Raw genomic sequence first — 25,140 nt, 5'->3', positions numbered from 1 at the left:
GGATAGGTTATGGAATTACCAGAGTTTAAAGTTGAGGCGTGGCTTAATAAATGGGAAAAAAGTGCCCAATACGATATTTCGCAAAGTTCAATTGCGGCATTAACTTTAGAGGAATTAATGACGCTGGCAGGAACAACTAGCGAAGAATTTTTTGGTCACCTAGCGCAAACCCCACTAGACTACGGCTGGATTGAAGGTTCTCCGGAGTTTAAGCAAGCGGTTAGTCAACTTTATCAAAATGTTGCGCCGGATAATGTTTTACAAATGAATGGTGCAACTGGCGGGAATTTTTTAGCGCTCTTGGCTTTAGTTGAGCCAGGAGATGAGATAGTGTCCATGCGACCAAGTTATCAGCAATTATATGATTTCCCTAAATCTTTAGGTGCTGAAGTCAAGTTTATTGAGTTGCAAGAAGAAAATGCTTGGGAGTTTGAAGTATCTAAGTTAGCACAAGTAATTACTTCAAAAACCAAAGTGATTACCTTGAACAATGCTAATAATCCTACGGGGACGTATCTCAATCGTCAGCAGTTGGAAGAAGTTGTGGCTTTGGCTAAAAAAGTTGATGCATATGTATTAGTAGATGAAGTTTATCAGCCTTTAGAAGCCACGGATTACTGTCCAGTGGTTGATTTGTATGACAAGGGAATTTCCATTAATTCTTTATCTAAAACTTATTCGTTGCCAGGTTTACGAATTGGTTGGTCAGCCTCTAGTCGTGAAATTGCTGATTTATTTCGTAAGTATCGCGATTACACTACCATCTGCGGTGGGGTAATCAATGATGCTTTAGCAGTTTTAGCGCTTCAATGCAAAGATAAAATTTTGGCTCGTAATCGTCAAATTATGGCTCAAAATATGGCAACTGTACAAGAATGGCTCGAAACTCAACCAAGGGTAAGTCTTGTTGGTGGTCAAGGAGTTTCTACCTCTTTTATTAAAATTGAGATGATACAAAGTGATACAGAATTTTGTCGTCAGTTACTCCAAGAAAAAGGAGTACTCTTAGTACCCGGAAGTGCCTTTGATAAACCAGGTTACGCACGTTTAGGTTATTGCTGTCAGCCTGAAGTTTTAAAAGAAGGACTCAAGCGTTTAGGGGAATTTTTGGCGGGTAAATAAAAAGACAGGGGCCACCCCTGTCTTTAAAGTGCCAAGAACATACGTATTGTCCCGGTGGTCAAAATAATACCAACCACCAGAAGAATTACGCAAATAAGTGTTTGGGTAATGGTTACACCTTTAGAAAAATTCACTGCTTGTTTTTGGACTTTTTGGTAATAACGATATAAATCAAAGGCGCGGTAAAGACCGTCACCTAAGAAAATTAAGGCAATAATCCCTAAAAAGATAACCCGTGACATGCTTAGTTCCTTTGCTTTTTCTTTAAATCATACCACCAAAAGAAAGACCTTCGCAAGTTCGTGTGTAGGGATGAAGATGTTAAGTAAGTTTATAAATTTAGATGAGGAGTTAAATGATGCATTATTTAAAAATTGCGGCCCCCAAAGCTTTGTGGTCGTGTGTACCTAAAGACTGGCAAGTGGTTGAATTAACAGCTAACCTAAATCCAGCAACTTTAGCGGCTGTAGTCGTAGATGCAAGTGAAGAAAGTCAGCTTCTAGGGCAAAAATTTTCCGCACAGCTACAACTACCCTTACCCGTTTTAACTACGACAGATACTATTAGGATCGCTCAGGAGGCTCATACATATGAGCAACAAGTTCAACCGCCATTTATTCGCGATTTAATTAACTTCGCTAATCAAAAACCAGTTTCCTTTACGACGCCAGGACACCATAATGGCCAATACTATGACCGACACCCGGCAGGGGTGATTTACCACCAGTTTATGGGAGATAATCTTTTGCGGGCTGATACAAGTGATACTGTACCTGAGTTAGGAGATACGATGACCCATGCCGGAACCCCCTTATTGGCCCAACAAGAGGCTGCTCGTGCATTTAATGCTGATAAGGTTTATTTCTGTACTAATGGGACAACGAGTGCCAATACAATTTGTGCTAATGCCCTATTGGGGGAAGGTGACTTAGTTTTATTTGACCGTAATAATCATAAATCTCTTTATAATAGTGCCCTAGTAATGACAGGGGCGAAGCCTGTTTATTTGCCAACCGATCGTAACGCCCAAGGTTTAATTGGTCCTATCGTTGATGCAGCTTTGGACGAAACTTATATTCGTCAAGAAATTGCCAAGGTTGATCCTGAACGAGCTCAAGCTAAGCGTCCTTTTAGATTAGCGGCTCTACAGCTTGAAACTTTTGATGGCGTCTTTTATGATGCGCGTTACTTAATTGAAAAACTTGGTCATCTTTGTGATTATATTTTGTTTGATTGCGCTTGGGGAGGATATGAACAATTTGTTGAAATTTTGAAAGACCTTTCTCCGCTGCAAATAAATTATGGTCCCGATGATCCGGGAATTTTGGTCACACAATCAATTCACAAACAACAAGCTGGGATGGGGCAAGCTTCGCAAATTTTGAAAAAGGATCATCATATTAAGGGACAGGCTCGCTATGTTGATCATAAACATTTTAACCACACTTATTTAAAATATGTAACTACGAGTTATTCTTACCCAATATACTCTTCATTAGTGATGAATGCTGCCTTGGCCAATTCACCAGCTAATTCAAGTTGGTGGGAAGAAACTCTCGCTTTAGGAATTGATTTTCGTAAGCAATTATTGGCGCAAAGTGAGCTTTTCAAGCCACTGGTTCCTGTAAAAGTCGGGCAACATTTATGGCAAGATATCCCCACCTCTGAGTTAGCTCATAACTTAGCATCTTGGCGCCTTGATCCTAAGGAAAAATGGCATGGCTTTGAGTTAGCCGGAGCCAAGGAAGTGGTCTTGAGTCCGTTGAAAATTACAATTTCTTCGCTTGGTGTGGATAATATTAGCCAAAGTTATCAAGATAAGGGAATTCCTGGGCAAGTTGTGGGAACTTACCTCCGTTCACAGGGAATTATCCCAGTAAAATCTGATTTATATTCAACTTTGTACCTGTTGACTCCTGGAGAAGGACCACAAGAAATGCAGCGTCTCTTAAAGGCCCTGTTAGATTTTGAAACAGCTTATAAACAAAATAAACCTTTAGCCGAAGTGATGCCGAAACTTTATGAAGAATATAAGACGCGTTATTATGGTTATGGTTTGGCTGACTTATGTCAGGAAATCCATAATTATTATCGCGAACATGAGATTTTTAAATTACAAAAGGCACTCTTCTTAAAACAAACTTTCCAAGACTATTCGCATTTACCTAAAGAAGCTGACGTGGCTTTCCTTAAAAATCAAAGTGAGCTTGTAAGTCTTGATCAGGTTTTGGGACGGGTTGCGCTTGAAGGAGCTCTACCTTATCCACCGGGAGTCTTCATCGTTGCCCCTGGGGAAAAATGGCAGGAAATTGACATCGATTATTTTAAAATTTTAATTGGGGCTCAAGAAAAATTCCCAGGTTTTGATCCTGAAATTCAAGGTGTTTACCAGGAAGTGGATGAGCAAGGCCAAAAAAAGATTATGGCAGAAGTTTGGTTAAAAAATTAAAGTAAGTATTGAAAGCATGTTATAATAATTATGAAAACGTTTTTCTTGAATTACGTGGAAAGGGTGAGGAAAAATGTCATTTAGAGAAATTCATTATACATTTGGTCCAGAAACAACTTTAAGGGAAATTCAAAAGAAATATTCAGAAAGACAAATGATATTATATCGGTCAGTTAGTACGGAAAGTCGTTTTATGTTGCTAGATGTATCAGGTAAGGAATCGATTTTCAAGGGTGGTTTGTCTTACCAAGTTTATCAAAAGTTTAATTTTACTACTTCCAACTGGGATGCACTTTTAGAAATGCGTTACTTAACTTTGGATAATGAGGAACAAAAGGTTTTCCATTCTATTGTTGATAGTTGGGACAGGAAGGATGCCCGCCCATTCGGTCTAGATTCAACAATTATTACTAAATCCGAAAAACATAATTTTGAATATATGATGCTGAATTTTTGGGAAGGTGAAGAAGATTTCATGGACTGGGATAACGCGACAGATAATGCCCTAGCTAAATTTGGGCATGCTGGCAACAAAGGTGCCTTAGTCACAGTTTACAAAAAAGTCGGTTAGATACAAATTATTGAAAAAGTAGCTCTCAAAGTGAAGTGAGCTACTTTTTGTTAAACCTATTTTTGTAATCAAAGAGGAATCGGCGTTATGCGAAGCTTGGCATTTTAGCGTTGAGTTCGTCTATAGGGCCGATAGTAAGTTAAAAATATTATGATAATTATTGCCATGAGTGATAATTTCCAAAGCAGGTTATCATTATTTTGGATAGTGGCTGTTTGGTTTATTTTAGTGGCTTGAGTTTTAGAAATTTTTAGGGGAGTTGAGTACCTCCAAGTCCGATTCTTAGTAATTACTTTAAATTCAAGTTGGTAGTTACCAGGTTTGACTTTTTGGTTATTTAAGTTAAGAAAATAATCAAAAGTCGATTTAGGAGCAATAGTCCGATTTTTTCGTGTTTGCTGATAAAGAACGTTACCGTTTTGTGAAAGACTAGTAGTCAAGGTTGCTCCGCTGAGTTTTTCAACAGTCACATTTTGTAAGGTTAACTTGATGGCGGGTGAATCATTCTTGGAGTGGTTTACAGTAAGAGTTGTATTCTTAACGCTTAAATTTGCAGTCGTGGCTTTGGACTTTTGGTTACGGACATTAATTCTTAAGGTGACCTTGTGAATTTTGTCAGCAGCATTCTTTTTATCTGCTGTTTTAATATTTTGAAAGTATAGAGCCCCAATTAAAATTCCTTGATAATTCTTATTGGGCATAGTGATATAGTATTTAACAATTTTAGTTTGTGAAGGCAAGAGCGTAATAGTTTTGGGTCCTGTCAGGACTTCCCCTAGTTTAATCGTGGGGTTAGTTTTTTTAGAAACATCGTTTAAGTTATATGCTATCCTGGCTAGATTGTTGGTGTAGCCGGTGCGGGGCGCGACACTCAAGGTTTGTTTATCATTAGTTAGGTTACGGATGGTAACATTAATAGTTTGTTTTTGATTTTTTTGAAGTAAGATATTAAGCGAGTTAGCTTTGTTATGGTATGAATTGCTAGGCATGGGAGTCCTAACCGTAAAAGCTGTTGAGTTTGCCGCAACTTGAGGAGGAAAAAAGAGTAGCCAAAGACTACCAACTACCATACAAAATAGATAAAAGAACTTTTTCATTGAAAAACACCTCGTGAATATGATTAAATTAACTGTTCAACTTATTATAAGCTAAAAATCATGTAAAGACATGACTAATTATTCGAATTGCGAAGAATGTTAAGGTATAATCAGAAGTGAGCAAAATTTGGAGAAATTAGCCGAAGTAATAGGAGACGAAAAATAATGAAGCGAAAAGAAAGAGTATTAGCCTATTTACAAGCCCATCGAGAAAGTTTGACAACTAGTCAAATTGCGGAGGCTTTAACCTTAGCGCGCCCTAATGTGAGTAAGGTTTTAAATGATTTAGTTCGTGAAAAAATCATTGCTAAAAGTAGTGGGCGACCTGTGAAATACTTTTTAAAAGAAAATGATATTCCAACAATATCTAAAGCTAAATCTCAATCCATTACATACAAACATTTTACGGTTTCAAATAATGATATTTTTTCAGAAATGATTGGCTCTAAAGGCAGTCTAAAGACTCAAGTTGATCAGGCAAAGGCAGCTTTATTATATCCACCGAAAGGCTTGAATGTCTTATTAACAGGACCAACTGGTTCGGGGAAAACTTACTTTGCTAATACCATGGCTCAATTTGCGCGTAATCAAGAAGTAATTGCAGCTGATAAGCCATTGGTAACCTTTAACTGTGCTGATTATGCCCATAATCCTCAATTATTAATGGCTCATTTATTTGGTTACATTAAAGGGGCTTTTACTGGAGCAGAAGAAAATCATGCGGGTTTGATTCAAGAAGCTGAAGGAGGGATTCTTTTTTTAGACGAAGTTCACCGCCTACCTCCGGAAGGGCAAGAAATGATTTTCTATCTAATGGATCATGGAACTTACAGTCGTTTAGGTGAAACTAACAAGGATCACCAAGCCGATGTACGCATTGTTTGTGCGACTACTGAAGATCCTAAAAGTTCTTTATTAGCAACTTTTGTACGAAGAATCCCCATTATTATTACGATGCCATCTTTTGAACAAAGACCTGTTAGTGAAAGATTACAGCTAATGAAATATTTATTTTCACTAGAAGCGAGTCGGATTCATAAAACCTTGCGTGTCGATGAAAATGTGGTTCAAGCTTTATTGGGGAGTGTAACTTTTGGAAATGTGGGACAACTTAAGTCTAATCTCCAGCTAGTATGTGCTCAAGGTTTCTTAGATAATATTAATCAAGGTGGACGTGACATTCATCTAACTTTTGAACAGTTACCACCGCAAATTAAAGCAGGATTGTCGCATTTAGCTGATAATCGAGAAGAATTGGGAAAATTAGCGCAATTACTCCAGCCAGTAATGGAAATTGATCCGCAAATAAAAACGACTAAACTCACATCAACAGATAGCTATGAACCGCCTTATAATTTGTATGAAATTATTGGCGATAAAGCTAAGATTTTAAAGGATGAGGGGCTTGATCAAAAAGCAATTAATGATTTCATTCTAACTGATATTAACGTACATTTAAAAAGTTTTTACCACAAGGCAGAGGACTCGCAAGCCGAAGAACATCTTAATGAATTGGTTGATGAAGAAATTATTCAGCTAACAAAGGAAATTATGGTGGAACTCAAGCAAGAAAATTATACCTTGAATAATAATTTTCTTTATGCTTTGAGTTTACATATTTCTTCTTTTATCAAGCGCGCCCAAAATGGCCAAGCCGAAAGACAAAGTCGTCAAGACTTAGAATCTTTGGTAGCTATTTATCCAAAAGAACAAGAAGTTGCTCAAAAAATTGCTCGGAGAATTATGCAACAGTATCAAATTCCTGTGCCTGGATCAGAAGTATCCTATCTAGTCTTACTACTAGTTTCACTAAAGACAACGGAAAAAAAGGGGCAAATTGGGGTGGTTGTGGCAGCTCATGGAACTGCTACGGCAAGTTCTATGGTAGAAGTTGTAACCCGCTTATTACAAGTGCGAAATCTACGTGCTTTTGATATGGACTTGGATATGAGTCCTAAGACTGCTTTTCAAGAAATTGCCAAGTTGATAACCGAAGTTGATCAGGGTAATGGAGTTATTTTGTTAGTTGATATGGGTTCTTTGAGTACTTTTAGTGATGATTTGAGTCGACGCACAGGTGTCGAAGTCAAGACCCTCGATCTTGTCACCACGGCTTTAGTCTTAGAAGCTGCCCGCAAAACTTCCTTGGTTGATGCTCCGCTAGAAGCGGTATATGGAGAGCTTCAAGAGTTTCGTGGCTATTCACGGCCTAAAATGACAGTAGCTTCACAAAATGACCAACGTCCGAAAGTTATTTTGGCAACTTGTGCGACAGGGGTAGGGACTGCTGAGAAAATCAAGGGGATGTTAGAGGAAATCTTAATTGATAACTTAATTGATGACGTTCAGGTTGTAACGAGTTCAATTCTCGATTTACCCGAAAAGTTACCCCAACTAACAAGTCAGTATCAGATTGTTGCAACTACGGGAATTGTTCGGCCAGAAATCGAAGTTCCCTTTATGTCATTAGAAGAACTGATGCGTGGTAATGGAGAGAATTTCATTCAAATGTTAATGGGGCAAGAACAAGTAGCCTTTCCAATGGAAAAAAATCATGAATTAACACGAGATGCTGCGATTCTTTATTTGACGAAGACGGTGACTTTTTTAAATCCAGTTAAGGTGGGTAAGTTATTTTGGGATTTTTGTGATTATCTAGAAGATAAAGGGCAACATCAAATTTCAAATGCAACGCGAACCAATTTAATTATACATTTAGGGGGGGCGTGTGAACGGTCGCTATTAGGGAATGAATTAACCGTACCGGAAGTAGATTTACGTCAATGTCAGCAAGAACCAAGTTATCAGCTAGTAGCTGCAGCGAGTCAGCTTTTTGCAGAAGAGTTGAGAATATCCTTGTCTGAAGTTGAATTGTATTATTTAACCCAGATATATGATACACAAGTTTTGAAAAAGTAATACAAAGAGTAATGATACACTACTTTTAGTGTATCATTATTTTGTTTGTTTAAAATAAAAGCTACCATTGTAGGAATTATGACTGATACACAAAAGTTGGCACGGGATTTGCTATATAAAAAGTGTAAAGTGTTTTTTTAGGGAGGTTGACCAATGTTTGCCATTGTTATCGCTTGTCATGGACGTTTAGCTCATGAATTAATGCAATCATCTTTTATTATTTTTGGTGAGCAAGACGACGTTTATGCGCTTGATTACTTAGCGGACGAAGATGCAACTCACTTAGAAAAAAAGTTTACCACTGTTTTAAACAAACTTTCGCTCCAACAAGAAGTCCTTTTCTTAACAGATTTATACGGTGGACAGCCTTTTATGACCGCCCAAAAGTTTGTCAAACAAAAACCGAGTCAGTATCAATTGTTAGCGGGCGTGAACTTAGCTATGTTGCTTGAAAGTTATGGCAATCGCCAAGACATTGAGACTGAGTATCTCTTGACGATTGGTCGCGAAGCGATTGAAGCATATGAGGAGGCATAAATATGTTTGACATTTCAGTTTTCAGAATTGATAGCCGACTTTTACACGGACAGGTTGTGACTTCTTGGGCTCGTAATAGTAAGGTTGAAAGAATTATCGTCGTTTCGGATACTGTCGCACATGATAGTTTTCGGAAAACTTTAATTTTAAATGCCGCTCCTGCGGGGGTGAAGGCGAATGTTATTCCTGTAGAACGTGCGATTCGTTTAAATCAGGATCCAAGATTTGCCGGTATGCGAGTTATGATACTGGTGGAAACACCCCAAGATGCCAAGCGTTTAGTTGAAGGAGGTTTTAGCCTTTCAGAAGTTAACGTGGGTTCACTTTCATATCAGCACGGTAAGAAAATGGTAACTGATACCATTGCAGTTGACGAGGGGGATATTGAAGTTTTGACCTGGTTGCATAAAAAAAACATCAGCTTCGATATCCGAAAAGTTGTTAGCGATTCCAAAAAAGATTTGTGGAAAGTCTTGTTAGAACAGAAGTTAGTTTCCTAAAACAGTGTGTTTGTTGTTAGATTTATAAAGGAGGAAGACTCATGGTAGGAATTATCCTTGCGAGCCATGGTGGTTTTGCCGAAGGTATTTACCAATCAGGTGAAATGATTTTCGGTCAACAAGAAAATGTTGCCGCTGTGGTTTTAAAGCCCAATGAAGGTCCAGATGATGTGAGAGCCAAGATGGAAGAAGCCATCAAAGGTTTTGACTCTGATGACCAAGTGTTATTCTTAGTTGACTTATGGGGAGGGACACCTTTCAACCAAGCCAACAACCTTTTTGAAGCCCACAAAGATAAATGGGCCATTGTTGCCGGTATGAATTTACCAATGGTAATCGAAGCCTATGCTTCACGTTTCTCAATGGAATCCGCTCAAGAAATTGCGGAACATATTATTGAAACTGCTAAAGATGGAGTGAAGGTGAAGCCAGAGGACTTACAACCTAAGGAGGCTCCTAAAGCCGAGACTCAAGCTAACCAACCAACTGGTGAGATTCCAGAAGGGACAGTTATCGGAGATGGTAAGATTAAAATTGGTTTAGCACGAATCGATACGCGTCTTTTACACGGTCAGGTTGCGACTGGTTGGACAAAAGCGGTTAACCCAGACCGGATTATTGTTGTTTCAGATAACGTTTCAAAAGATGCTTTACGTAAGAGCATGATTATTGAAGCTGCTCCTCCAGGAGTTAAAGCTCACGTAGTACCAATTGATAAGATGATTCAAGTCGCTAAAGACCCACGTTTCGGTGGGACAAAGGCTTTAGTCTTGTTTGAAACTCCAGAAGATGCTTTACGTGCTATTGAAGGTGGCGTAGACATTAAGGAATTGAATGTTGGTTCGATGGCCCACTCTAAGGGGAAGGTCGCTGTTAATAAGGTACTTTCCTTAGGTAAAGAAGACGTTGAAACTTTCGACAAGCTTAAGAGTTTAGGGGTAACTTTCGATGTACGTAAGGTGCCGTCAGATAGCAAAGACAATATGGACAATATTGTTAACAAAGCGCGTCAAGAACTGGGAATGTAAGAAAGGAGATAAATCATGTCTGTTATTTCAATGATTTTAGTTGTCCTCGTAGCGTTTCTAGCTGGGATGGAAGGTATCTTGGATGAATTCCAATTCCACCAACCATTAGTAGCTTGTACGTTAATTGGACTTGTAACCGGTAATTTAACTGCCGGGATTGTTTTAGGTGGTTCATTACAAATGATCGCCATGGGTTGGGCTAACATCGGGGCCGCTGTTTCTCCTGATGCTGCTTTAGCTTCAGTTGCATCTGCTATTATTTTAGTTTTAGGTGGTCAAGGTACTAAGGGTGTTGGTTCTGCCATTGCTATTGCGATTCCTTTGGCTGTTGCAGGTTTATTCTTAACAATGTTAGTGCGGACAATTGAAGTTCCTATTGTACACATTATGGATGCAGCCGCTGAAAAAGGTGACTACCGGAAAATTGAATTATGGCAAATTATCTCTATTTGCTTACAAGGTTTGCGAATTGCCATTCCTGCAGCTGCCTTGCTCTTTATTCCATCATCAGCCGTACGTGCCTTCCTCCAATCAATGCCAGCTTGGTTAACAGATGGTATGACCATTGGTGGGGGTATGGTTGTGGCCGTTGGTTACGCCATGGTTATTAACATGATGGCTAACCGTGAAGTTTGGCCATTCTTCATTATTGGTTTTGCGATTGCCGCTTTATCAGAATTAACCTTGATTGCTATTGGTGCAATTGCCGTTGCTATTACTTTAATGTACTTAACCCTTGAAGGTAAAGGTGGTTCAGGTAACGGTAAAGGTGGTTCCAGCTCAAATACTGGTGATCCACTGGGTGACATTTTGGATGACTACTAAAATAAAGGGAGGAATTAATCATGACTGATAACAAAGTTACTTTATCTAAAAAGGATCGTTTAGCAGTTGCATGGCGTTCAACCTTTATTCAAGGGTCATGGAACTATGAACGTATGCAAAACGGTGGATGGTGTTACGCAATGATTCCAGCCATCAAGAAATTATACAAAACTAAAGAAGACCGGGCGGCTGCCTTAACTCGTCACTTGGAATTCTTTAACACTCACCCATATGTGGCTTCGCCTATCTTAGGGGTTACTTTGGCCCTTGAAGAAGAAAGAGCTAATGGTGCACCAGTTGATGATGTTGCCATTTCTGGGGTTAAAGTTGGTATGATGGGACCTCTAGCCGGGGTTGGTGACCCAGTCTTCTGGTTTACGATTCGTCCTATGTTAGGTGCTTTAGGTGCTTCACTTGCCTTGGGTGGTTCCATTTTAGGCCCTATTTTGTTCTTTGTATTATGGAATATTATTCGTTGGTCCTTTATGTGGTACACACAAGAATTTGGTTACAAAGCCGGTTCAAAGATTACCGAAGACTTATCTGGTGGTCTTTTACAAATGGTTACTCGTGGAGCTTCCATGATGGGGATGTTTGTTTTAGGTTCTCTGATTGAACGCTGGGTAACAGTGAAGTTTACAGCTGTTGTTTCAAAGACAACTTACTCAAAAGGTGCATACATCGATTGGGATAAAATTGCTTCAAGTCCAATGGGTATCAAGGAAGCCTTGACACAACAAGCAAGTGGTATGGCTTTAGACAAGGTTAAAGTTACTACCTTACAAGATAACTTAGACCAATTGATTCCTGGTTTGGCTGCCCTTCTTCTTACTTTCCTTTGCATGTGGTTATTAAAGAAGAAAGTTTCTCCAATCATCATTATCTTAGGTATCTTTGTTGTTGGGGTTGTCTTCCACGTTATTGGTTTAATGTAATTTTTTAGAAAAGAGGAGAGAAAATGGTACAGTCAATTAATACAAAGGTCGATTTGGTGGTTGCTGGGACCTCTTATCTAGGTTTAGGTAAGTATGGCAAAATTATGATTGGTGATAAGGGCTTTGAGTTCTATAATGATCGTGACCCACAAGATTATGTCCAAATTCCTTGGGACGAAGTTGACTGTGTCATTGCTGAAGTCTTATTTAAAGGCAAGTGGATTCCGCGTTTTGCGCTACGTACGAAAAAGAATGGTACATTTAGCTTCGCGACGCGCAACCCTAAGCGAACTTTACGTGCAGTGCGTGAGTATGTAGGAGCGGAAAACATTGTTAGCTCGCTTTCCTTTTTTCAAGTTTTGCGTCGTAATCTTAAGCGCCGTTTTGGTCGCAAAAAATCAAAAGCCGAATAATGTAATATTTTAAGAAGCAGGTGTCGTTTTTGATACCTGCTTTTTGGTTATCAAGAAAAAATAAAAAAATCTGAAAAAAAACTTGAAAAATTAAAAAAAGATGTTAAGATTAAAAACATGAAAGAAAAATAAGAATCTTTTTAAGAAAGGGGGGGTATTCATTATGTTACAAGCAATTATTAACCTAAACATTGTAGTCATTATTAGTCTTATTAGCTTTAGAACATATGAATACTCCAGGTTAGATTGTCAAATAGGGAATCAAATTGATAATTAAACATGCGACTAATTGAGAAGTACCAGCCTGGAGTTTAAAATTCCAGGTTTTTTGATTAGATTTTTTTCATTTTAATTAAAAGGGAGATGGATGAGATGGAACAAACAATGAGTCGAAATATGGTTGATACAAAAGAAGCTAAGAAAACAGTTAAGGAATATGCCTACAATATTTCTGCAGCTATTGCTAATTCAATTTTAGTAACTTTAGGGATGGGGTTATTGATGCAAACCATTGCGGGCTTTGTAAATTGGCAACCTCTTTATGAAGCTGGTACCTTGGCTCAAGCATTATTAGCACCTGCTTTAGGGGTGGCGGTGGCTTCACAATTAGAAGTTACAACGTTAGTTACTTTTTCATCAATGATTTCTGCAACTGTTGCGGCTAATGCCGTTTCTTTTGTGGAAGCTGCCGGAAAAGCGACTGCTATCCAATCGGTTGGTGGGGCCTCACACGCCCTTGTCGTTGGTAACCCAGTTTTTTCAACTGGTCAACCGGTATCAGCGGTGGCAGCAGCCTTAGTAGCAACCTTGTTAGGAAAGTGGATGTCTGGTAAGACACCATTGGATATGGTTTTAGTACCTTTGACTGTAACCTTTGTGGGAACTTTTGTAGGCTTTGGTTTAGCTGCTGTTGTGACGCCGGCCTTGACTGCAATGAGTGCCTGGATTGCCGAGTCAATTAAAGTGAATACAATTTTTGGTTCAATGTGTATTTCAGCTGTATGGGCGTTGTTCTTGATGACCCCGGCATCTTCGGCGGCTTTAGCCGTAGCTTTAACCTTAGATCCAATTTCCGCAGCGGCTGCAGCCATTGGAACAACAGCTCAATTCGTAGGCTTTACAGCTATGTCATATAGACAAAATACTATTGGTGCTAATATTGCTCAATTTGTTGTAACACCGAAACTTCAATTTGCTAACTTGATTATCAATCCATGGCAATTATTGCCTCCAATGGTAGCTGCAATCGTTTGTGCTCCATTAGCGACTGTTATTTCGGGGCTGCGTGCTTCTTATACTGTTGGTGGTTTAGGTATGAACTCTTTTATTGCTCCAATCTACTTCTGGGGACAAGGTAGTGGTCAATTTATTGCCTATATGTTATGGGGAGTGGTTGCTCCAGCGGTAATTTCTGTAGCATTATTCCAAGTAATGAAAAAAGCGGGGATGGTACGTGATAACGAATTGAAGTTGAATATCATCTAAAATCCTTTGTAAATAATCTGTAAAAGTGAGTTGAATGACTCGCTTTTTTTATTTTGCTTGTGGTAAACTAATTTTTGAAAGTGACTGGGCAAAGTGCCTGGCGATCTGGTGATAGTTTTTGTAAATAAAAATATTAAATCCATACAGGATTGAAAGGAAGTAATTTTATTAGTGTCACTCTTACAAAACTTATATAGCCCTTTTTTTGATGTAGAAAATTGGCGCACTGTAATTACCTCAGGTCAAGATTGGTTAATTATCTTGTCTTTGGTGCTAATTGAATGTCTCTTATCCGTGGATAATGCGATTGTTTTAGCAGCCCAAACACAAAAACTACCTACCAAAGCGGAACAAGAAAAATCTTTGTTCTACGGTATCTGGGGAGCCTACATTTTCCGTTTCCTTTTAATTGGGGTAGGTGTTTACCTTATCAATTTCTGGGAAATTAAGGTATTGGGAGCGGGATATCTAATGTATCTTTCCATTAACCACTTTTATCATATGTTACGTCCTGCGCATAAACAGAAGCAAAAGAAAGAAAAAAAGCGAATTTTACCGCTCTTTTGGTCGGTTGTCGTGTCGATTGAAATGATGGACATCGTCTTTTCAATCGATTCTGTCCTAGCTTCTTTAGCGATCTCACCAAATCCGGTAATTGTCTTAATTGGTGGTTTGATTGGGATTTTAGCGATGCGGGGAATTGCAGAAGTTATCATGAAATTAATGGACTTAGTACCTGAATTAGAAGTTACAGCTTACATTTTAATTGCTTTAATTGCTATTAAGCTCTTCTTAACGATTCCAATGATTGATATTGAAATTCCAGCTGCACTCTTTGGGGTAGTTGTCTTAGGGGCCTTAGCCTTGACGGTCTTTGTTCACCACTTCCGCCAACGAAAGTAGGTCAGGATGTTATTGGATAGATTACAATTTTTCTTAGGGTCGAGTTTAAAAGTTAAGCAATTGTCTCCTCGAGCTGCCGAAACGGTATGGCAGTTACAAAGCCAAGACCATACTTACCATCAAACCTTCCAAGCTAAGGTGCCGACGCTTGCGGAAATTGCTGCGGAAATGACCTTGTTGCCGGAGGGCGCTAGGCAGGCGCAAAAGTTTTATCTTGGTTTTTATCAAGATGGAAATTTAGTGGCGGTGATGGATTTGGTCCTTAACTATCCGCAAGTTAATCAAGTGTGGTTGGGACTTTTAATGGTTGCAAAAAAACAACAAGGGCATGGCTGGGGGCAAAAACTCATGCTTGCTTTGTTTTCGACTTTGAAACGAGAAGGTTATCAAGTTCTACAACTCGCTAATGCACAGAGTCTGGACCAAGCCCAATCCTTCTTTAGGAAGATTGGTTTTACTAAGGGGGCCGAGTTTGTAGCTCCCACGAAATTAGGCCATGAGATTATGGTAGACCTTTTAATTAAAGAACTTTAAACAAAAAGCACGATTTCATCAATCGTGCTTTTTTGTTATTTAGTGTTCGGCTCGCCATTCAGCTTTAAATTCATCTAAGAAGTCTAGCATTACGTTTTGCCGGTGAGTGGCAATATCTTTAGCTGCGGACGTATTAAGTTGATCTTTAATTTTAAGCAACTTTTCATAGAAATGATTAATAATGGTTTCGTCGGCTAAATTACGGTAATCTTCGTAGGAAAGATTTTCTCGTGGTGGTTGCTTGGGGTCATAAATGGTTTCACCATGGCGTCCTCCATAGTAAATAGCACGAGTGATTCCAATTGCTCCAATGGCGTCGAGCCAATCAGCATCTTGGACAATTTGGCCGGATAAACTGAGCTTAACTTCTCGGTCAGTCAATGTTTTAGCAAAAGACATATTGTCGATAGTATAAAGTAAATCATCAACTATAGTGGCTTCTAAGTCTAAGCCTCGTAGAAAGTCACGTACTTCAATCAGCGCTTCTTTAGAATTAGCAACAATTTTTTCATCAATGACATCGTGAAGGTAGGCAGCAGCTTGGACTTGGAAGAGATCAGCGCCCTCTTTTTGCGCAAGATATTTAGCAGTTCGAGCAACTCTTTCTAGGTGATCGAAAGCATGGCCACTTTTATCGGCTCCTAATTTTTGGCGAGCAAAGTCGCGAATTAAAGTTAAATTACTCATGGCATTTACCAAATATTAACCCGGTCTTTAGGATCTAGCCACATACCATCTCCCTCATGGACATCAAAGGTAGTGTAGAAATCGTCTAAATTTTTGGGTTGCATATTAGCTCGGAGGACATGTGGTCCGTGAACATCGATAGATAAGAGGAGTTTTTGTCTTTCAAGAGAAGATTTCATTCCCCAGATACGAGCCCAGTTTTCGAAGAATTCTTTGAGGTTAGCCCCATCTTCGCCTTTAGCAGCTTCTAAGGCGCAAGACAGACCACCGGCATCGGCAATATTTTCAGAAACAACGAGTTTACCATTAACCTTGCCGACTTCGGTTTCTAGACCATCGAACTGTTTAATCATAGCCTGAGCTAACTCTTGGAAGTGGGCGAGGTCTTCTTTAGTCCACCAGTTGTTAAGATTTCCGAATTCATCGAATTGTGCTCCGTTATTATCAAAGGCATGTGAAATTTCGTGCGCAATGACAGCTCCAATGCCACCATAATTAGCGGAACTTGATTGTTTGAGGCTGTAGAAAGGTGCTTGTAAAATGGCCGCTGGAAAGACAATCACATTAAAAGAAGGATTGTAGTAAGCGTTGACCATATGGGCAGGCATGCCCCAACGTGTACGGTCGACCTCTTTGCCGAAACGTTGGAAGTGTTCAGTAAGGGCGATTTTGGTAAAATTAAGATCGTTTTCTAAGAGGCTTAGATTTTCGTTGACCACAAATTTGGTATAAAGTGGGTGGAGTTTTTCTGGATAACCAACATTAATGCCTAAAGTGCTGAGCTTAACCACGGCTTTTTGCTTAGTAGCAGGGCTGAGCCAGTCATTTGCTAAGAGGCGTTTTTTGTAGACACTAATCATTTTTTCAACCATGTGGTGAACGTCAGCTTTGGCTTCGGGTCCAAAGTACTTATGGGCATAATAAAGTCCAACTACTTGGTCAAATTGATTGCTTGCTAGGTAGTAAGCAGCTTTTTGGGGGTTCATGGCTTCCTTAGAACCGGAAAGGGCACGGGAGTAAAGGCCTGCGGTTACGCGGGCTTGATCAGTTAAATAAGGACTAACTGCCAATAAGCTCTTGATTTCAAGCCATGCCTTGAAGTTAGCAAAGTTTTCCGGCGTCAAAAGTTCATCGAGATGTTGGTAATATTCTGGTTCAGTAACAATTACTTTCTTAGGTAAAGATCCTAGGAGCTTTTCGATTATGGCTTTAAAATCTAAAACTTGGGAGAACTCAGCAAAATCTGTTAAAGAATAAGGATTATAAGCTTTCGTGTAATCAGCTCTTTGGGTACTATCTTTTTGGTGTGGTGCTAATTGCCGGTCAAAGTCAAGGGCCTTTTTTAGTAAGTCTTGTCCAGCTTGGGCGTCATATTCTGCTAAATCTAAAAGTTTAGTGACCATCTGGCGATAAACTTCTAAAAGGGCCTCAGCTTGTTCGTGATTGGCTTGATAATAAGTCTTATCTGGTAAAATTAAGGGCGCAACATCTGCATAGAGGGCATAGTTCTGGGTATTCTTCATATCAGGGTCAAGGCTTAAAGGAATAATCGAGGTATAGCCACTTAGGATTAAATCAGGTAACTTATCCTGGTAATCAGTCCAATCTTTGAGGTTGCGAACCTTATCTAAAAAAGCTTGGGCAGGTTTAAAACCATCGGCTTCGCGCTTGTCAAAGTTATTAGCTAAGCGATAATATTTCATGAATTGGGCGAAGTAAGGATCGGTAGTTGTTTGCTTTCCTAGGTCAAAATCTGCGAAGTCGTTCATTAAAATTTTTTCAATTTGGTCGGCTAAATCGGCAAATCCCCCGGTTGATGACTTATCAGCGGGAATTTGGGCAGTTTTTAACCAAGCCCCATTCACGGCTAAATAAAGATCATCTTTTTCTAAAGCTTCATTGACTGGAAATTTTGGCATCAAATCATCCTTTCTAAATGTAAGTATGGCCTCATTATACCACCAACCAAATAAAAATCGGGAATTAAAGGTTTTATGAAAGCCTAAAAGGTTATAGAATATGTTATAATTTTAACGCTGAGAAAAAATTTAAGGTGGTGAATGAATTGCGTTACACAGCTAAGAATGTGCAAGCCGCAATTGCTCGTGGATTAGAAGATTTAAAAGTTAAACGACAAGAAGTAAAAGTTGAAGTAATTCAAAGTGAAAGCAGCGGCTTTTTAGGCCTTTTTAAAAAAGAAGCGGTAGTTGAATTAAATCTACTTGAGCCCACATCGAATGGGGATAATACTCGAACAGAAGAGATAACTACAACTATAGAAAATGAAACATCTGAACTTCATGTTTCAGAGACTCTTCCCCCCACTATGGAGGAGATTCGTCTTTCAAAACGGAAACAAAGGGAGGCACAACTCCAAGATGCCTTATTATTAGTGGGAGATTACCTCGCTGAAGTAACTCAAAAGATGGGCATTAAGACTGAAATTGACTTAGAGGTTAGTCGTAGTGAAGCCAAGTATACTTTTCGTACTAATCAAGCGGGACTTTTAATCGGTAAACGAGGAAAAATTTTAAATGCTCTTCAAGCTCTTGCTCAAGATTACTTAGAACAAGAAGTCCGTACTCATTTGCGGATCATGTTAAATGTAGGAGATTACCGGCAACATCGTCAAGAAACTTTGACCTACCTAGCTCAAAATACAGCCCATGAGGTTTTATACCGAAATCAAGCTATAAGTTTGGATCCGATGCCTGCTTTTGAGAGAAAAATAATTCATGCTGCTTTAGCTAAAAACCAGGAAGTAAAAACCAATTCTCATGGAAAAGAACCACATCGTTACGTAACAATTGCGCCATGTAAAGAATAATATTATCAAGATACCGGGAGCCATTGGCGTTCCCGGTATTTTAGTGTAGTGTTTATGCAAAACGAAGTCTAAATAAAAAAATATTGCAGAAACTATATTATATGTCGTATAATATAATTGAAGATATGATAAGGAGGTAAAATGAAAATGAAGATTCAAGTAAGTGCAGACCTGCTCGATGGGATGGTTTTAGCGCTATTAGACCGCCAAGATTATTATGGCTATGCTCTAACACAAGATATGCAAAAAGCTATTTCAGTTTCGGAATCTACGATGTATCCCGTTTTACGACGCCTTAAGAAAAATGAATTTTTAACCACATATGATCAGCCTTACGAGGGACGTAACCGTCGTTATTACCAAATTACTCCAGCTGGTCAAGAGCATTTAGCTGATATTATTGATATGTGGGATCAATTTAAAGAAAGTTTAGATCAAGTGTTTAAGGGGGGGCAAGTACAATGATGATGGGAAAAGCACGTTATTTAGTGGAGTTAGAAAAGTGTTTAGTCAGCTTAAATTCTGAAGAGCGTGATGATGTACTTGAATATTATAGTGAGTTAATTGCTGATGCTGGTTTAACTGATGAAGCAGAAATAAGCGCGCGCTTCGGTGAGCCACAGATTTTAGCTGAAAAAATTATGACAGACTATGATGTAAATAATCCCTCAAAGACTTCAACTCGCTCAGAAATCACTACTAAAATTGGTAAACATCGTTTATTAAAATGGACATTAATCGTCTTAGCTATTATAGTTTGTTCACCGGCAATTGTTGGTATTATTGGTGGGGGAGTAGGGCTTTTCTTTGGGGTAACAATCGCTATTTTAGGTATTTTATTAGCGTTGATAATTGCTGTTGTAGTAACTTTTTATATTGGTGTAAGTCTTTTGTTTAGTCAAACAGCAGTAGGAACTTTTTACTTAGGTCTAGCTTTCTTGTGTTTAGGATTTTTCATTCTTGCTAGTTATGGCTTGAAGTGGTTAGTCAGCTTATTAAGTCGAGGTTGGCGTCGTTTCCGTCGCAAACGTTATTTGCGACAACAAGCTCAGAAAGTGAAGGGGGGCAAGTAAGATGAAAAAGTCAGTAGTTGCTGCTTTAGGCCTATTAGTAATTGGCACATGTTTACTTGTGAACGGCTTGGTTTCAGGGGGAAATAAGCCCGTAGAAGTAACTAATTACAAAGTAAAGGTGCGAGAAAATAATCAAAAATCAGGTCAGCGTATTTTAACACAAAAAGAGTTTCAAAAACTAGAGATAAATGTAGATGCTAGGATCCAAATTAAACAAGGAAATCAGTATAAAATAGAAAGTTATGGCTTTGCTAAGGGAGATCTTACTCACCAAGTCGACAATGGTACATTGCAGATTAATCAAAATAAAAAAGACCTCTTTAGTCATTGGCTAGTAGACATTAATCATGGAATTACGAGTGATTACGCACATGATATAGATGATAAACAAGTAACTGTGACGGTTCCCAAAAATGTAAAATTGGATAGTTTAAAGATTGGTTACATTGGTTACAGCGAAAAATTAAGTATTCAAGAAATTAGTAGCCGAAAAGTTGCTTTACGTAGTGGCTCTGTCGAGTTAGATAAAGTTAATTTTGAACAAGGAAAAATTAGGACTACAGTGGGGAATTTAGATATTCATAATTCTAATTTAAACCAAGTAGACTTGGAAGTACTTGATAGTGATTTAGATTTGTATCAGACAAAATTAGCTGACAGTAAAATTAATATAAGTGATGGTGACATGTTAGTTAAGGATTGTGATTTGAAAAATATGGATGTCAAGTTGAATGATGGTGATGCGACGTTGAGTCGGGTAAAAGTCACTGCTGGTCACTTAACCACGAGTGATGGTGATGTAATGGCAGATAATTTACACGTAACTGGTGTCTACCGAATACACAGTATAGATGGAGATTTAACCAGTCGCCAGACTAAAGCCGATGGTTATCAAGCGCGCAGTATAGATGGTGATGTTTTCTTATTTGGAAAACCTAGTTCAAGTAAACAAGTCCAAAATGTTCAAGCAGCTAATCGACTTGAATTAGTTGCTGATTCAGGCGATATTCATGTCAATTAAAATTAAGGAGGAAAAAACTATGGCTAAAAAGAAATTGATGAAGTCTAATGATCGCATTGTTTCCGGGGTATTTGGTGGGATTGCCGAGTACTTTGGCTGGGAAAAAACCTTAACTCGTTTAGTGGGGGCGGTACTAATAATTTTTCCAGGGAATGTTTTTTTAGGAATTTTACTTTATGTAGTTGCTGCCATGGTTATGCCTGATAAGGCAGGTTACGATGACAATCGTGAAGAAGACGAAACGATTATTGAAGGTGAATTTAAACCTAAAGGTAAGTAAATAATATGGTAATGAGAATCCTGGCAAGAGGATTCTTTTTTGCTTAGATTTGAATAAATATTCTTGTATTTTATAGCTATCTCCCGTAAAATTACTATTTGTATCAAGTAATTTAGATTTAGGAAGTTTAGAAAATGAATAATAATCAAGAAAAGGGCATTAGTAAATTGGGCTTGATTGCTCTAATTATTTCTTCTTCGATTGGTGCTGGAGCCTTTGGAATTACCAGTGATTTGGCGCGTGTCGCTAGTGGAGGTCCAGCTCTGATTGCTTGGGGGATTGTCGGTTTAGGTGTTTTCTTTTTTGTGATGTCATTGTTAAATTTATCGCGAAAGCGGGATGATTTGAATGCCGGACTTTTTGTTTTTGCCCAAGCTGGTTTTGGACGTTTAGCAGGTTTTATCAGTGGTTGGAGCTATTGGTTAGCTGCTGGAATTGGTAATATTGCTTTGGCCACCATGATGATGAGTGCTTTAGGAAAATTTTTTCCACTTTTCGGTAATGGTCAAAATGTTGCTTCGGTTCTGGGAGCGATAGTTTGCATTTGGTTACTAACTGTATTAGTTAACCGAGGGGTAGAAAGTGCCTCTCTGATTAATACAGTGGTCATGATTTGTAAGTTAATTCCGTTATTCGTCTTTGTGGTAGCAATGGTTTTGGCTTTCAAATTGGAGATGTTTCACCAAAATTTTTGGCTAAAGGTGACTACGAATCTAAAAACTCAAGAAGGTAGTCTATTTGATCAGGTACGTGGGAGTATTATGGTTATGATGTGGCTTTTTGTTGGGGTGGAAGGAGCCACTGTTTTAGCTAATCGAGCTAAACGCCGGAATGACGCTTATCAGGCTACTTACCTTGGCCTGTTGGCATTGTTGGTAATTTACATGTTAGTTTCAATCTTGCCTTACGGAGTACTTAGTCAAGCACAGCTAGCTCAAGGAGGGCAGCCTGCCTTAGCGGACGTGTTGCAAGCTGTTGTTGGTAAATGGGGGGCTAATCTTATCAATTTAGGCTTGATCATTTCGGTTGGTGGAGCGTGGTTATCTTGGACCTTATTACCTGCAGAAGTGGCCACGTTAATGACACAAAATCGCTTGTTACCTCAATATTGGGGTAAACTTAATAATTACGCAGCGCCAACCTTTTCTTTGGTAATTGCAGGGATTATGCAGACAGTATTTGTCTTATCTATGTTATTTACCAGTCAGGCTTACACCTTTGCTTACACCTTGTGTACGTCAGCTTATATGCTATGTTATCTTTTGGTTACGTTATACCAGGTGAAGTACTCATGGCAAAATCGCGAGTGGGGCCAAACGGTGATTGGAGTTGGGGCCAGTATTTTTCAATTAACGGCCATTTTACTGGCTGGTCTCCAAGAGTTATGGTTGATTACCATTGCTTTTATACCTGGTTTTTATTTCTTTGACCAGGTTTGTCGGCAAGAAAATCGTTCTTTAACCAAATTGGAAAAAGGTTGGATGGCGATAATATCTTGTTTGGCTTTGATTGCTTTAATTGGTCTTTGCGTGGGGATAATTACTATCTAAATTAAAAGCCTTTCCTCAATGTAAAACCGCTAGAAATCATCATGTAATAAGTGCTGTTGATGGTTTCTAGCGGTTTTATTATGCTATTTTTAGTTATTTAGCTATCACTATCAGTTGTACTTGAAGAATTTTCTTCAGACATAGTTATTTGTGCGTTGCTTGGAGTGGTGATTACCAAAGAATCAGTGTTAATTACTTTGTTATCAAGTTCACTTTCCTTAGTACGTAAGAAGAACTTCATAAAACCGTTACTCTCAGGACTGATGGTGAGTTGATTACTTGGAAGTAAAGTTAAGATTAAGAGGGCAATACTGATGAGATGGTTAATCAATGCTATGCCCAAAATGCCGACCGAGTATAGGGGTGAGTTAAAATCGGTGTCGAAATTATCGAAAACATTGACAATTTCGACAAAAATTGAAATATTTAGAATAATTTGTGCGCCTAAAAATACCAAGAAACCACGCCCCCGTAGGCCAACATCGCGGTAGCGCCGAATTGTTAGTGCCAAAGAGGGTAAAAATAAAACTAGCCAAGTTAAAAGTATAACTGCGAGAAAAACCATTATTGCTATATCAGTTTCGTAATCGTCATTTATTGAATCGCTTATAGCTACTTGACTGAAAATAATTACGATAAAAACCAAACCCGATAAGAAAAAAGTTAATTGCATCCACCAGTAACCTGCTCGTGTTGTTCGACCTTGGAAATCGACGTAACCTTTCCAGTAATCAATAAAAGCTTGTTTGAAGGAAACTTTTTCAGTTTTGTTATTAGTTTTCATAATGAGCTTCACCCTCATCGCTGACGCTAATTTTTAAGAAGATAATGGCTAAAAGACAAAATGTTGCGGGAATGATTAAGAAAAGCATGAAAATCAGTGGTGAAGCAAATGCGATGATGCTGAGGACTAAACCCACATTGTTTTTGAAAAAGTGCTTAAAGACAAGGTAACTTGCAAGCACAATCCCGACAACCGACACCATACTGAGTAAAGACCAGTAGAAAATCCCAGAGAGGGTGTCCAAATCACTGGAGAAAAGTGGTGCATGGTTGGTAATTTTAGCCGCAAAGTTGTAGAACCCTAATAAATAGATAACTAATTGGAATGTAGTTAAAGCATACATCCAGTTAAGAATTTTTTCTTTCATAATTTTTTCCTCCTGTATTCATATTCTAACCTATCTTTTCTATGACAACAAGCTTAGATAGTAAGCACACAAAAAGACGCCCCGTAAGGCGCCTTAGAGAAATTATTTAACAACTTTTGTAATTTCATCAACTAAGGTTAAGCCGGTAACTTCTTTAACCACATCAGCTAGAGGTTGTTCCTTGAGCATGGCTTGAAGCTTTTGACTTTCTTCGTCTTCTGGTTGGTCGAATTTGAAAATCATCCCAACTGTTTCGAGTAAGGCTTGGTAGGAAAGGCCTAGACCCTTAGCTTCACGAATAGGACGAATGAAGCGTTCGTTGTAACCTAATTTCCGAATTGGTGTCCGACCAACGCGAGCGATGTCATCGGAGATGTAGGCGTTTTGGAAACGAGAAATAATCTTAGCTTGGTAAGCTTCGTGTTCTGCTCGGTCAAAGCCCCACTTAGCGATTAACAAGTCACCTGTTTCCTTTAAGACCCGCTTTAATTGGTTAAGCACTTTTTCGTCTTGAATAGCTTCGTCAATAGTCTTGTAACCTAAAGTTTGACCCGTGTAAGCGACGGTAGCGTGTCCAGTGTTAACTGAGAAAAGTTTACGTTCAATGAATGGTTCCAAGTCGCTAGCGTAGTGTACGCCTTCTAATTTAAGGTCTGGATTAGCCATTTGACTTTCATCAACAACCCATTCTTTGAATGGTTCCACGGAAACAAAGAGGGGGTCATCATGTTTTTGTAAAGGTACGATACGGTCAACAGCTGCGTTAGGGAAACCGATGTATTGATCAGCAAAGTCTTTAGCTTCACCTTCCAAGTGCTTGTAAACTTCTTCTTTAAGGTGTTGACTACCACCAATCATGTTTTCGCAGGCAATTACATCAAGCGTTTGAGTTTTACCTGCAGCTTGACGCAACTTGATACCATCTGCGATTAATGGGGCAATGAATTGTAAAATTTTAGGACCGATAGCAGTTGTTACTAAGTCAGTATCTTTGATAGCTTGGGCGACCTTTTCAGGGTCCTTGCCATTGTTAATTCCGTCAACATTAGCAACATGAATTTTTTCTTGGCCATCGGCAGCTAATTCAATTGTGTATTCACCGCGTTGATTTAATGCATCGATGATTGTTTCATTAACATCAACAAAGTCGATTGCAAAGTCATTTGCGGCTAGGGTTTCTCCAATAAAACCACGACCAATGTTACCTGCACCAAAGTGAACTGCTTTTCTCAT

The 25,140-nt window shown here is 38.8% G+C and carries 26 protein-coding genes; 19 read left to right on the top strand and 7 right to left on the bottom strand.

What is annotated here, in order from left to right; translation table 11 throughout:
- The first annotated feature begins 9 nt into the window (after positions 1–9).
- Positions 10–1,122: an aminotransferase gene (locus tag FC36_RS05925; RefSeq protein WP_025020394.1), complete on the top strand. Its 1,113-nt coding sequence runs from the start codon at positions 10–12 to the stop codon at positions 1,120–1,122.
- A gap of 23 nt (positions 1,123–1,145) precedes the next feature.
- Here the strand turns inward: FC36_RS05925 and FC36_RS05920 are convergent, their stop codons facing one another.
- Complete coding sequence (locus tag FC36_RS05920; RefSeq protein WP_025020395.1) at positions 1,146–1,364, bottom strand: hypothetical protein; 219 nt, start codon at positions 1,362–1,364, stop codon at positions 1,146–1,148.
- Between the two features lie 116 nt (positions 1,365–1,480).
- Between FC36_RS05920 and FC36_RS05915 the strand changes: the two genes are divergently transcribed.
- Both FC36_RS05915 and FC36_RS05910 read left to right on the top strand, forming a co-directional pair.
- Positions 1,481–3,571, top strand: a complete 2,091-nt coding sequence (locus FC36_RS05915; protein ID WP_082614596.1) for a putative ornithine decarboxylase — start codon at positions 1,481–1,483, stop codon at positions 3,569–3,571.
- Positions 3,572–3,644: 73 nt separating this feature from the next.
- Positions 3,645–4,142: a hypothetical protein gene (locus FC36_RS05910; RefSeq protein ID WP_023860347.1), complete on the top strand. Its 498-nt coding sequence runs from the start codon at positions 3,645–3,647 to the stop codon at positions 4,140–4,142.
- A 104-nt stretch (positions 4,143–4,246) separates the two neighbouring features.
- Here FC36_RS05910 and FC36_RS05905 read toward each other — a convergent pair whose 3' ends face one another.
- A complete protein-coding gene (locus tag FC36_RS05905) occupies positions 4,247–5,239 on the bottom strand; it encodes a WxL protein peptidoglycan domain-containing protein (RefSeq protein WP_025020396.1) in 993 nt (330 codons plus the stop codon).
- 165 nt (positions 5,240–5,404) lie between these two features.
- On the opposite strand from FC36_RS05905, the gene FC36_RS05900 reads away from it, so the two are divergent.
- The 10 genes from FC36_RS05900 (at position 5,405) to FC36_RS05855 (ending at position 15,318) form a co-directional block, all read left to right on the top strand.
- Entirely contained in the window at positions 5,405–8,158 is a 2,754-nt protein-coding gene (locus FC36_RS05900; protein WP_025020397.1) for a sigma-54-dependent transcriptional regulator, read from the top strand.
- A gap of 153 nt (positions 8,159–8,311) precedes the next feature.
- Positions 8,312–8,695 carry a PTS sugar transporter subunit IIA gene (locus FC36_RS05895; protein WP_023860350.1) on the top strand — a complete coding sequence of 128 codons (384 nt, stop codon included), beginning with the start codon at positions 8,312–8,314 and terminating at the stop codon, positions 8,693–8,695.
- A gap of 2 nt (positions 8,696–8,697) precedes the next feature.
- The gene (locus FC36_RS05890) at positions 8,698–9,195 is read left to right on the top strand and encodes a PTS sugar transporter subunit IIB (protein WP_023860351.1); all 498 of its coding nucleotides are present in this window, start codon (positions 8,698–8,700) and stop codon (positions 9,193–9,195) included.
- A 41-nt stretch (positions 9,196–9,236) separates the two neighbouring features.
- Positions 9,237–10,223, top strand: coding sequence for a PTS sugar transporter subunit IIB (locus tag FC36_RS05885; RefSeq protein ID WP_023860352.1), 987 nt, complete (start codon positions 9,237–9,239; stop codon positions 10,221–10,223).
- Between the two features lie 15 nt (positions 10,224–10,238).
- Entirely contained in the window at positions 10,239–11,048 is an 810-nt protein-coding gene (locus FC36_RS05880) for a PTS mannose/fructose/sorbose transporter subunit IIC (RefSeq protein ID WP_025020398.1), read from the top strand.
- Positions 11,049–11,068: 20 nt separating this feature from the next.
- Positions 11,069–11,983, top strand: coding sequence for a PTS system mannose/fructose/sorbose family transporter subunit IID (locus FC36_RS05875; protein WP_023860354.1), 915 nt, complete (start codon positions 11,069–11,071; stop codon positions 11,981–11,983).
- 23 nt (positions 11,984–12,006) lie between these two features.
- Positions 12,007–12,396 (top strand): DUF956 family protein, encoded by a 390-nt coding sequence (locus FC36_RS05870; RefSeq protein WP_025020399.1) that lies wholly within the window; start codon positions 12,007–12,009, stop codon positions 12,394–12,396.
- Positions 12,397–12,759: 363 nt separating this feature from the next.
- A complete protein-coding gene (locus FC36_RS05865) occupies positions 12,760–13,881 on the top strand; it encodes a PTS sugar transporter subunit IIC (protein WP_023860356.1) in 1,122 nt (373 codons plus the stop codon).
- A gap of 171 nt (positions 13,882–14,052) precedes the next feature.
- Positions 14,053–14,784, top strand: coding sequence for a DUF475 domain-containing protein (locus FC36_RS05860; RefSeq protein WP_035191416.1), 732 nt, complete (start codon positions 14,053–14,055; stop codon positions 14,782–14,784).
- Between the two features lie 6 nt (positions 14,785–14,790).
- On the top strand, positions 14,791–15,318 hold the full coding sequence (locus FC36_RS05855; RefSeq protein WP_025020400.1) for a GNAT family N-acetyltransferase: 528 nt from the start codon (positions 14,791–14,793) through the stop codon (positions 15,316–15,318).
- A gap of 39 nt (positions 15,319–15,357) precedes the next feature.
- Here FC36_RS05855 and FC36_RS05850 read toward each other — a convergent pair whose 3' ends face one another.
- Entirely contained in the window at positions 15,358–16,005 is a 648-nt protein-coding gene (locus tag FC36_RS05850) for an HD domain-containing protein (protein ID WP_035187809.1), read from the bottom strand.
- Between the two features lie 5 nt (positions 16,006–16,010).
- Positions 16,011–17,924, bottom strand: coding sequence for a M13 family metallopeptidase (locus FC36_RS05845; protein ID WP_025020402.1), 1,914 nt, complete (start codon positions 17,922–17,924; stop codon positions 16,011–16,013).
- Between the two features lie 146 nt (positions 17,925–18,070).
- Here FC36_RS05845 and jag point away from each other — a divergent pair, with 146 nt between their 5' ends.
- The 6 genes from jag to FC36_RS05815 all read left to right on the top strand — a co-directional run bounded on the left by jag (position 18,071) and on the right by FC36_RS05815 (position 22,756).
- A complete protein-coding gene (gene jag / locus FC36_RS05840; RefSeq protein ID WP_025020403.1) occupies positions 18,071–18,832 on the top strand; it encodes an RNA-binding cell elongation regulator Jag/EloR in 762 nt (253 codons plus the stop codon).
- A 147-nt stretch (positions 18,833–18,979) separates the two neighbouring features.
- Positions 18,980–19,297 (top strand): PadR family transcriptional regulator, encoded by a 318-nt coding sequence (locus FC36_RS05835; RefSeq protein WP_025020404.1) that lies wholly within the window; start codon positions 18,980–18,982, stop codon positions 19,295–19,297.
- Positions 19,294–19,905 carry a DUF1700 domain-containing protein gene (locus FC36_RS05830; RefSeq protein ID WP_023860363.1) on the top strand — a complete coding sequence of 204 codons (612 nt, stop codon included), beginning with the start codon at positions 19,294–19,296 and terminating at the stop codon, positions 19,903–19,905. The genes FC36_RS05835 and FC36_RS05830 overlap by 4 nt, the downstream gene beginning before the upstream one ends.
- 1 nt (position 19,906) lies before the next feature.
- Positions 19,907–20,926, top strand: a complete 1,020-nt coding sequence (locus FC36_RS05825) for a DUF4097 family beta strand repeat-containing protein (RefSeq protein WP_025020405.1) — start codon at positions 19,907–19,909, stop codon at positions 20,924–20,926.
- A 19-nt stretch (positions 20,927–20,945) separates the two neighbouring features.
- Positions 20,946–21,206 (top strand): PspC domain-containing protein, encoded by a 261-nt coding sequence (locus FC36_RS05820; RefSeq protein WP_025020406.1) that lies wholly within the window; start codon positions 20,946–20,948, stop codon positions 21,204–21,206.
- A gap of 134 nt (positions 21,207–21,340) precedes the next feature.
- Positions 21,341–22,756 (top strand): basic amino acid/polyamine antiporter, encoded by a 1,416-nt coding sequence (locus FC36_RS05815; protein ID WP_025020407.1) that lies wholly within the window; start codon positions 21,341–21,343, stop codon positions 22,754–22,756.
- Between the two features lie 97 nt (positions 22,757–22,853).
- Here the strand turns inward: FC36_RS05815 and FC36_RS05810 are convergent, their stop codons facing one another.
- From FC36_RS05810 to FC36_RS05800, 3 genes are all read right to left on the bottom strand, one after another.
- Positions 22,854–23,540 (bottom strand): DUF805 domain-containing protein, encoded by a 687-nt coding sequence (locus FC36_RS05810; protein WP_056986764.1) that lies wholly within the window; start codon positions 23,538–23,540, stop codon positions 22,854–22,856.
- A complete protein-coding gene (locus FC36_RS05805) occupies positions 23,530–23,907 on the bottom strand; it encodes a hypothetical protein (RefSeq protein WP_025020410.1) in 378 nt (125 codons plus the stop codon). Before FC36_RS05805 ends, FC36_RS05810 begins: the two co-directional genes overlap by 11 nt.
- Positions 23,908–24,009: 102 nt before the next feature.
- A complete protein-coding gene (locus FC36_RS05800; protein ID WP_025020411.1) occupies positions 24,010–25,140 on the bottom strand; it encodes a mannitol-1-phosphate 5-dehydrogenase in 1,131 nt (376 codons plus the stop codon).

Source organism: Ligilactobacillus equi DSM 15833 = JCM 10991 (genome assembly GCF_001435735.1).
Classification (GTDB): domain Bacteria; phylum Bacillota; class Bacilli; order Lactobacillales; family Lactobacillaceae; genus Ligilactobacillus; species Ligilactobacillus equi.
This window is presented reverse-complemented; position numbering and strand designations above follow the sequence as displayed.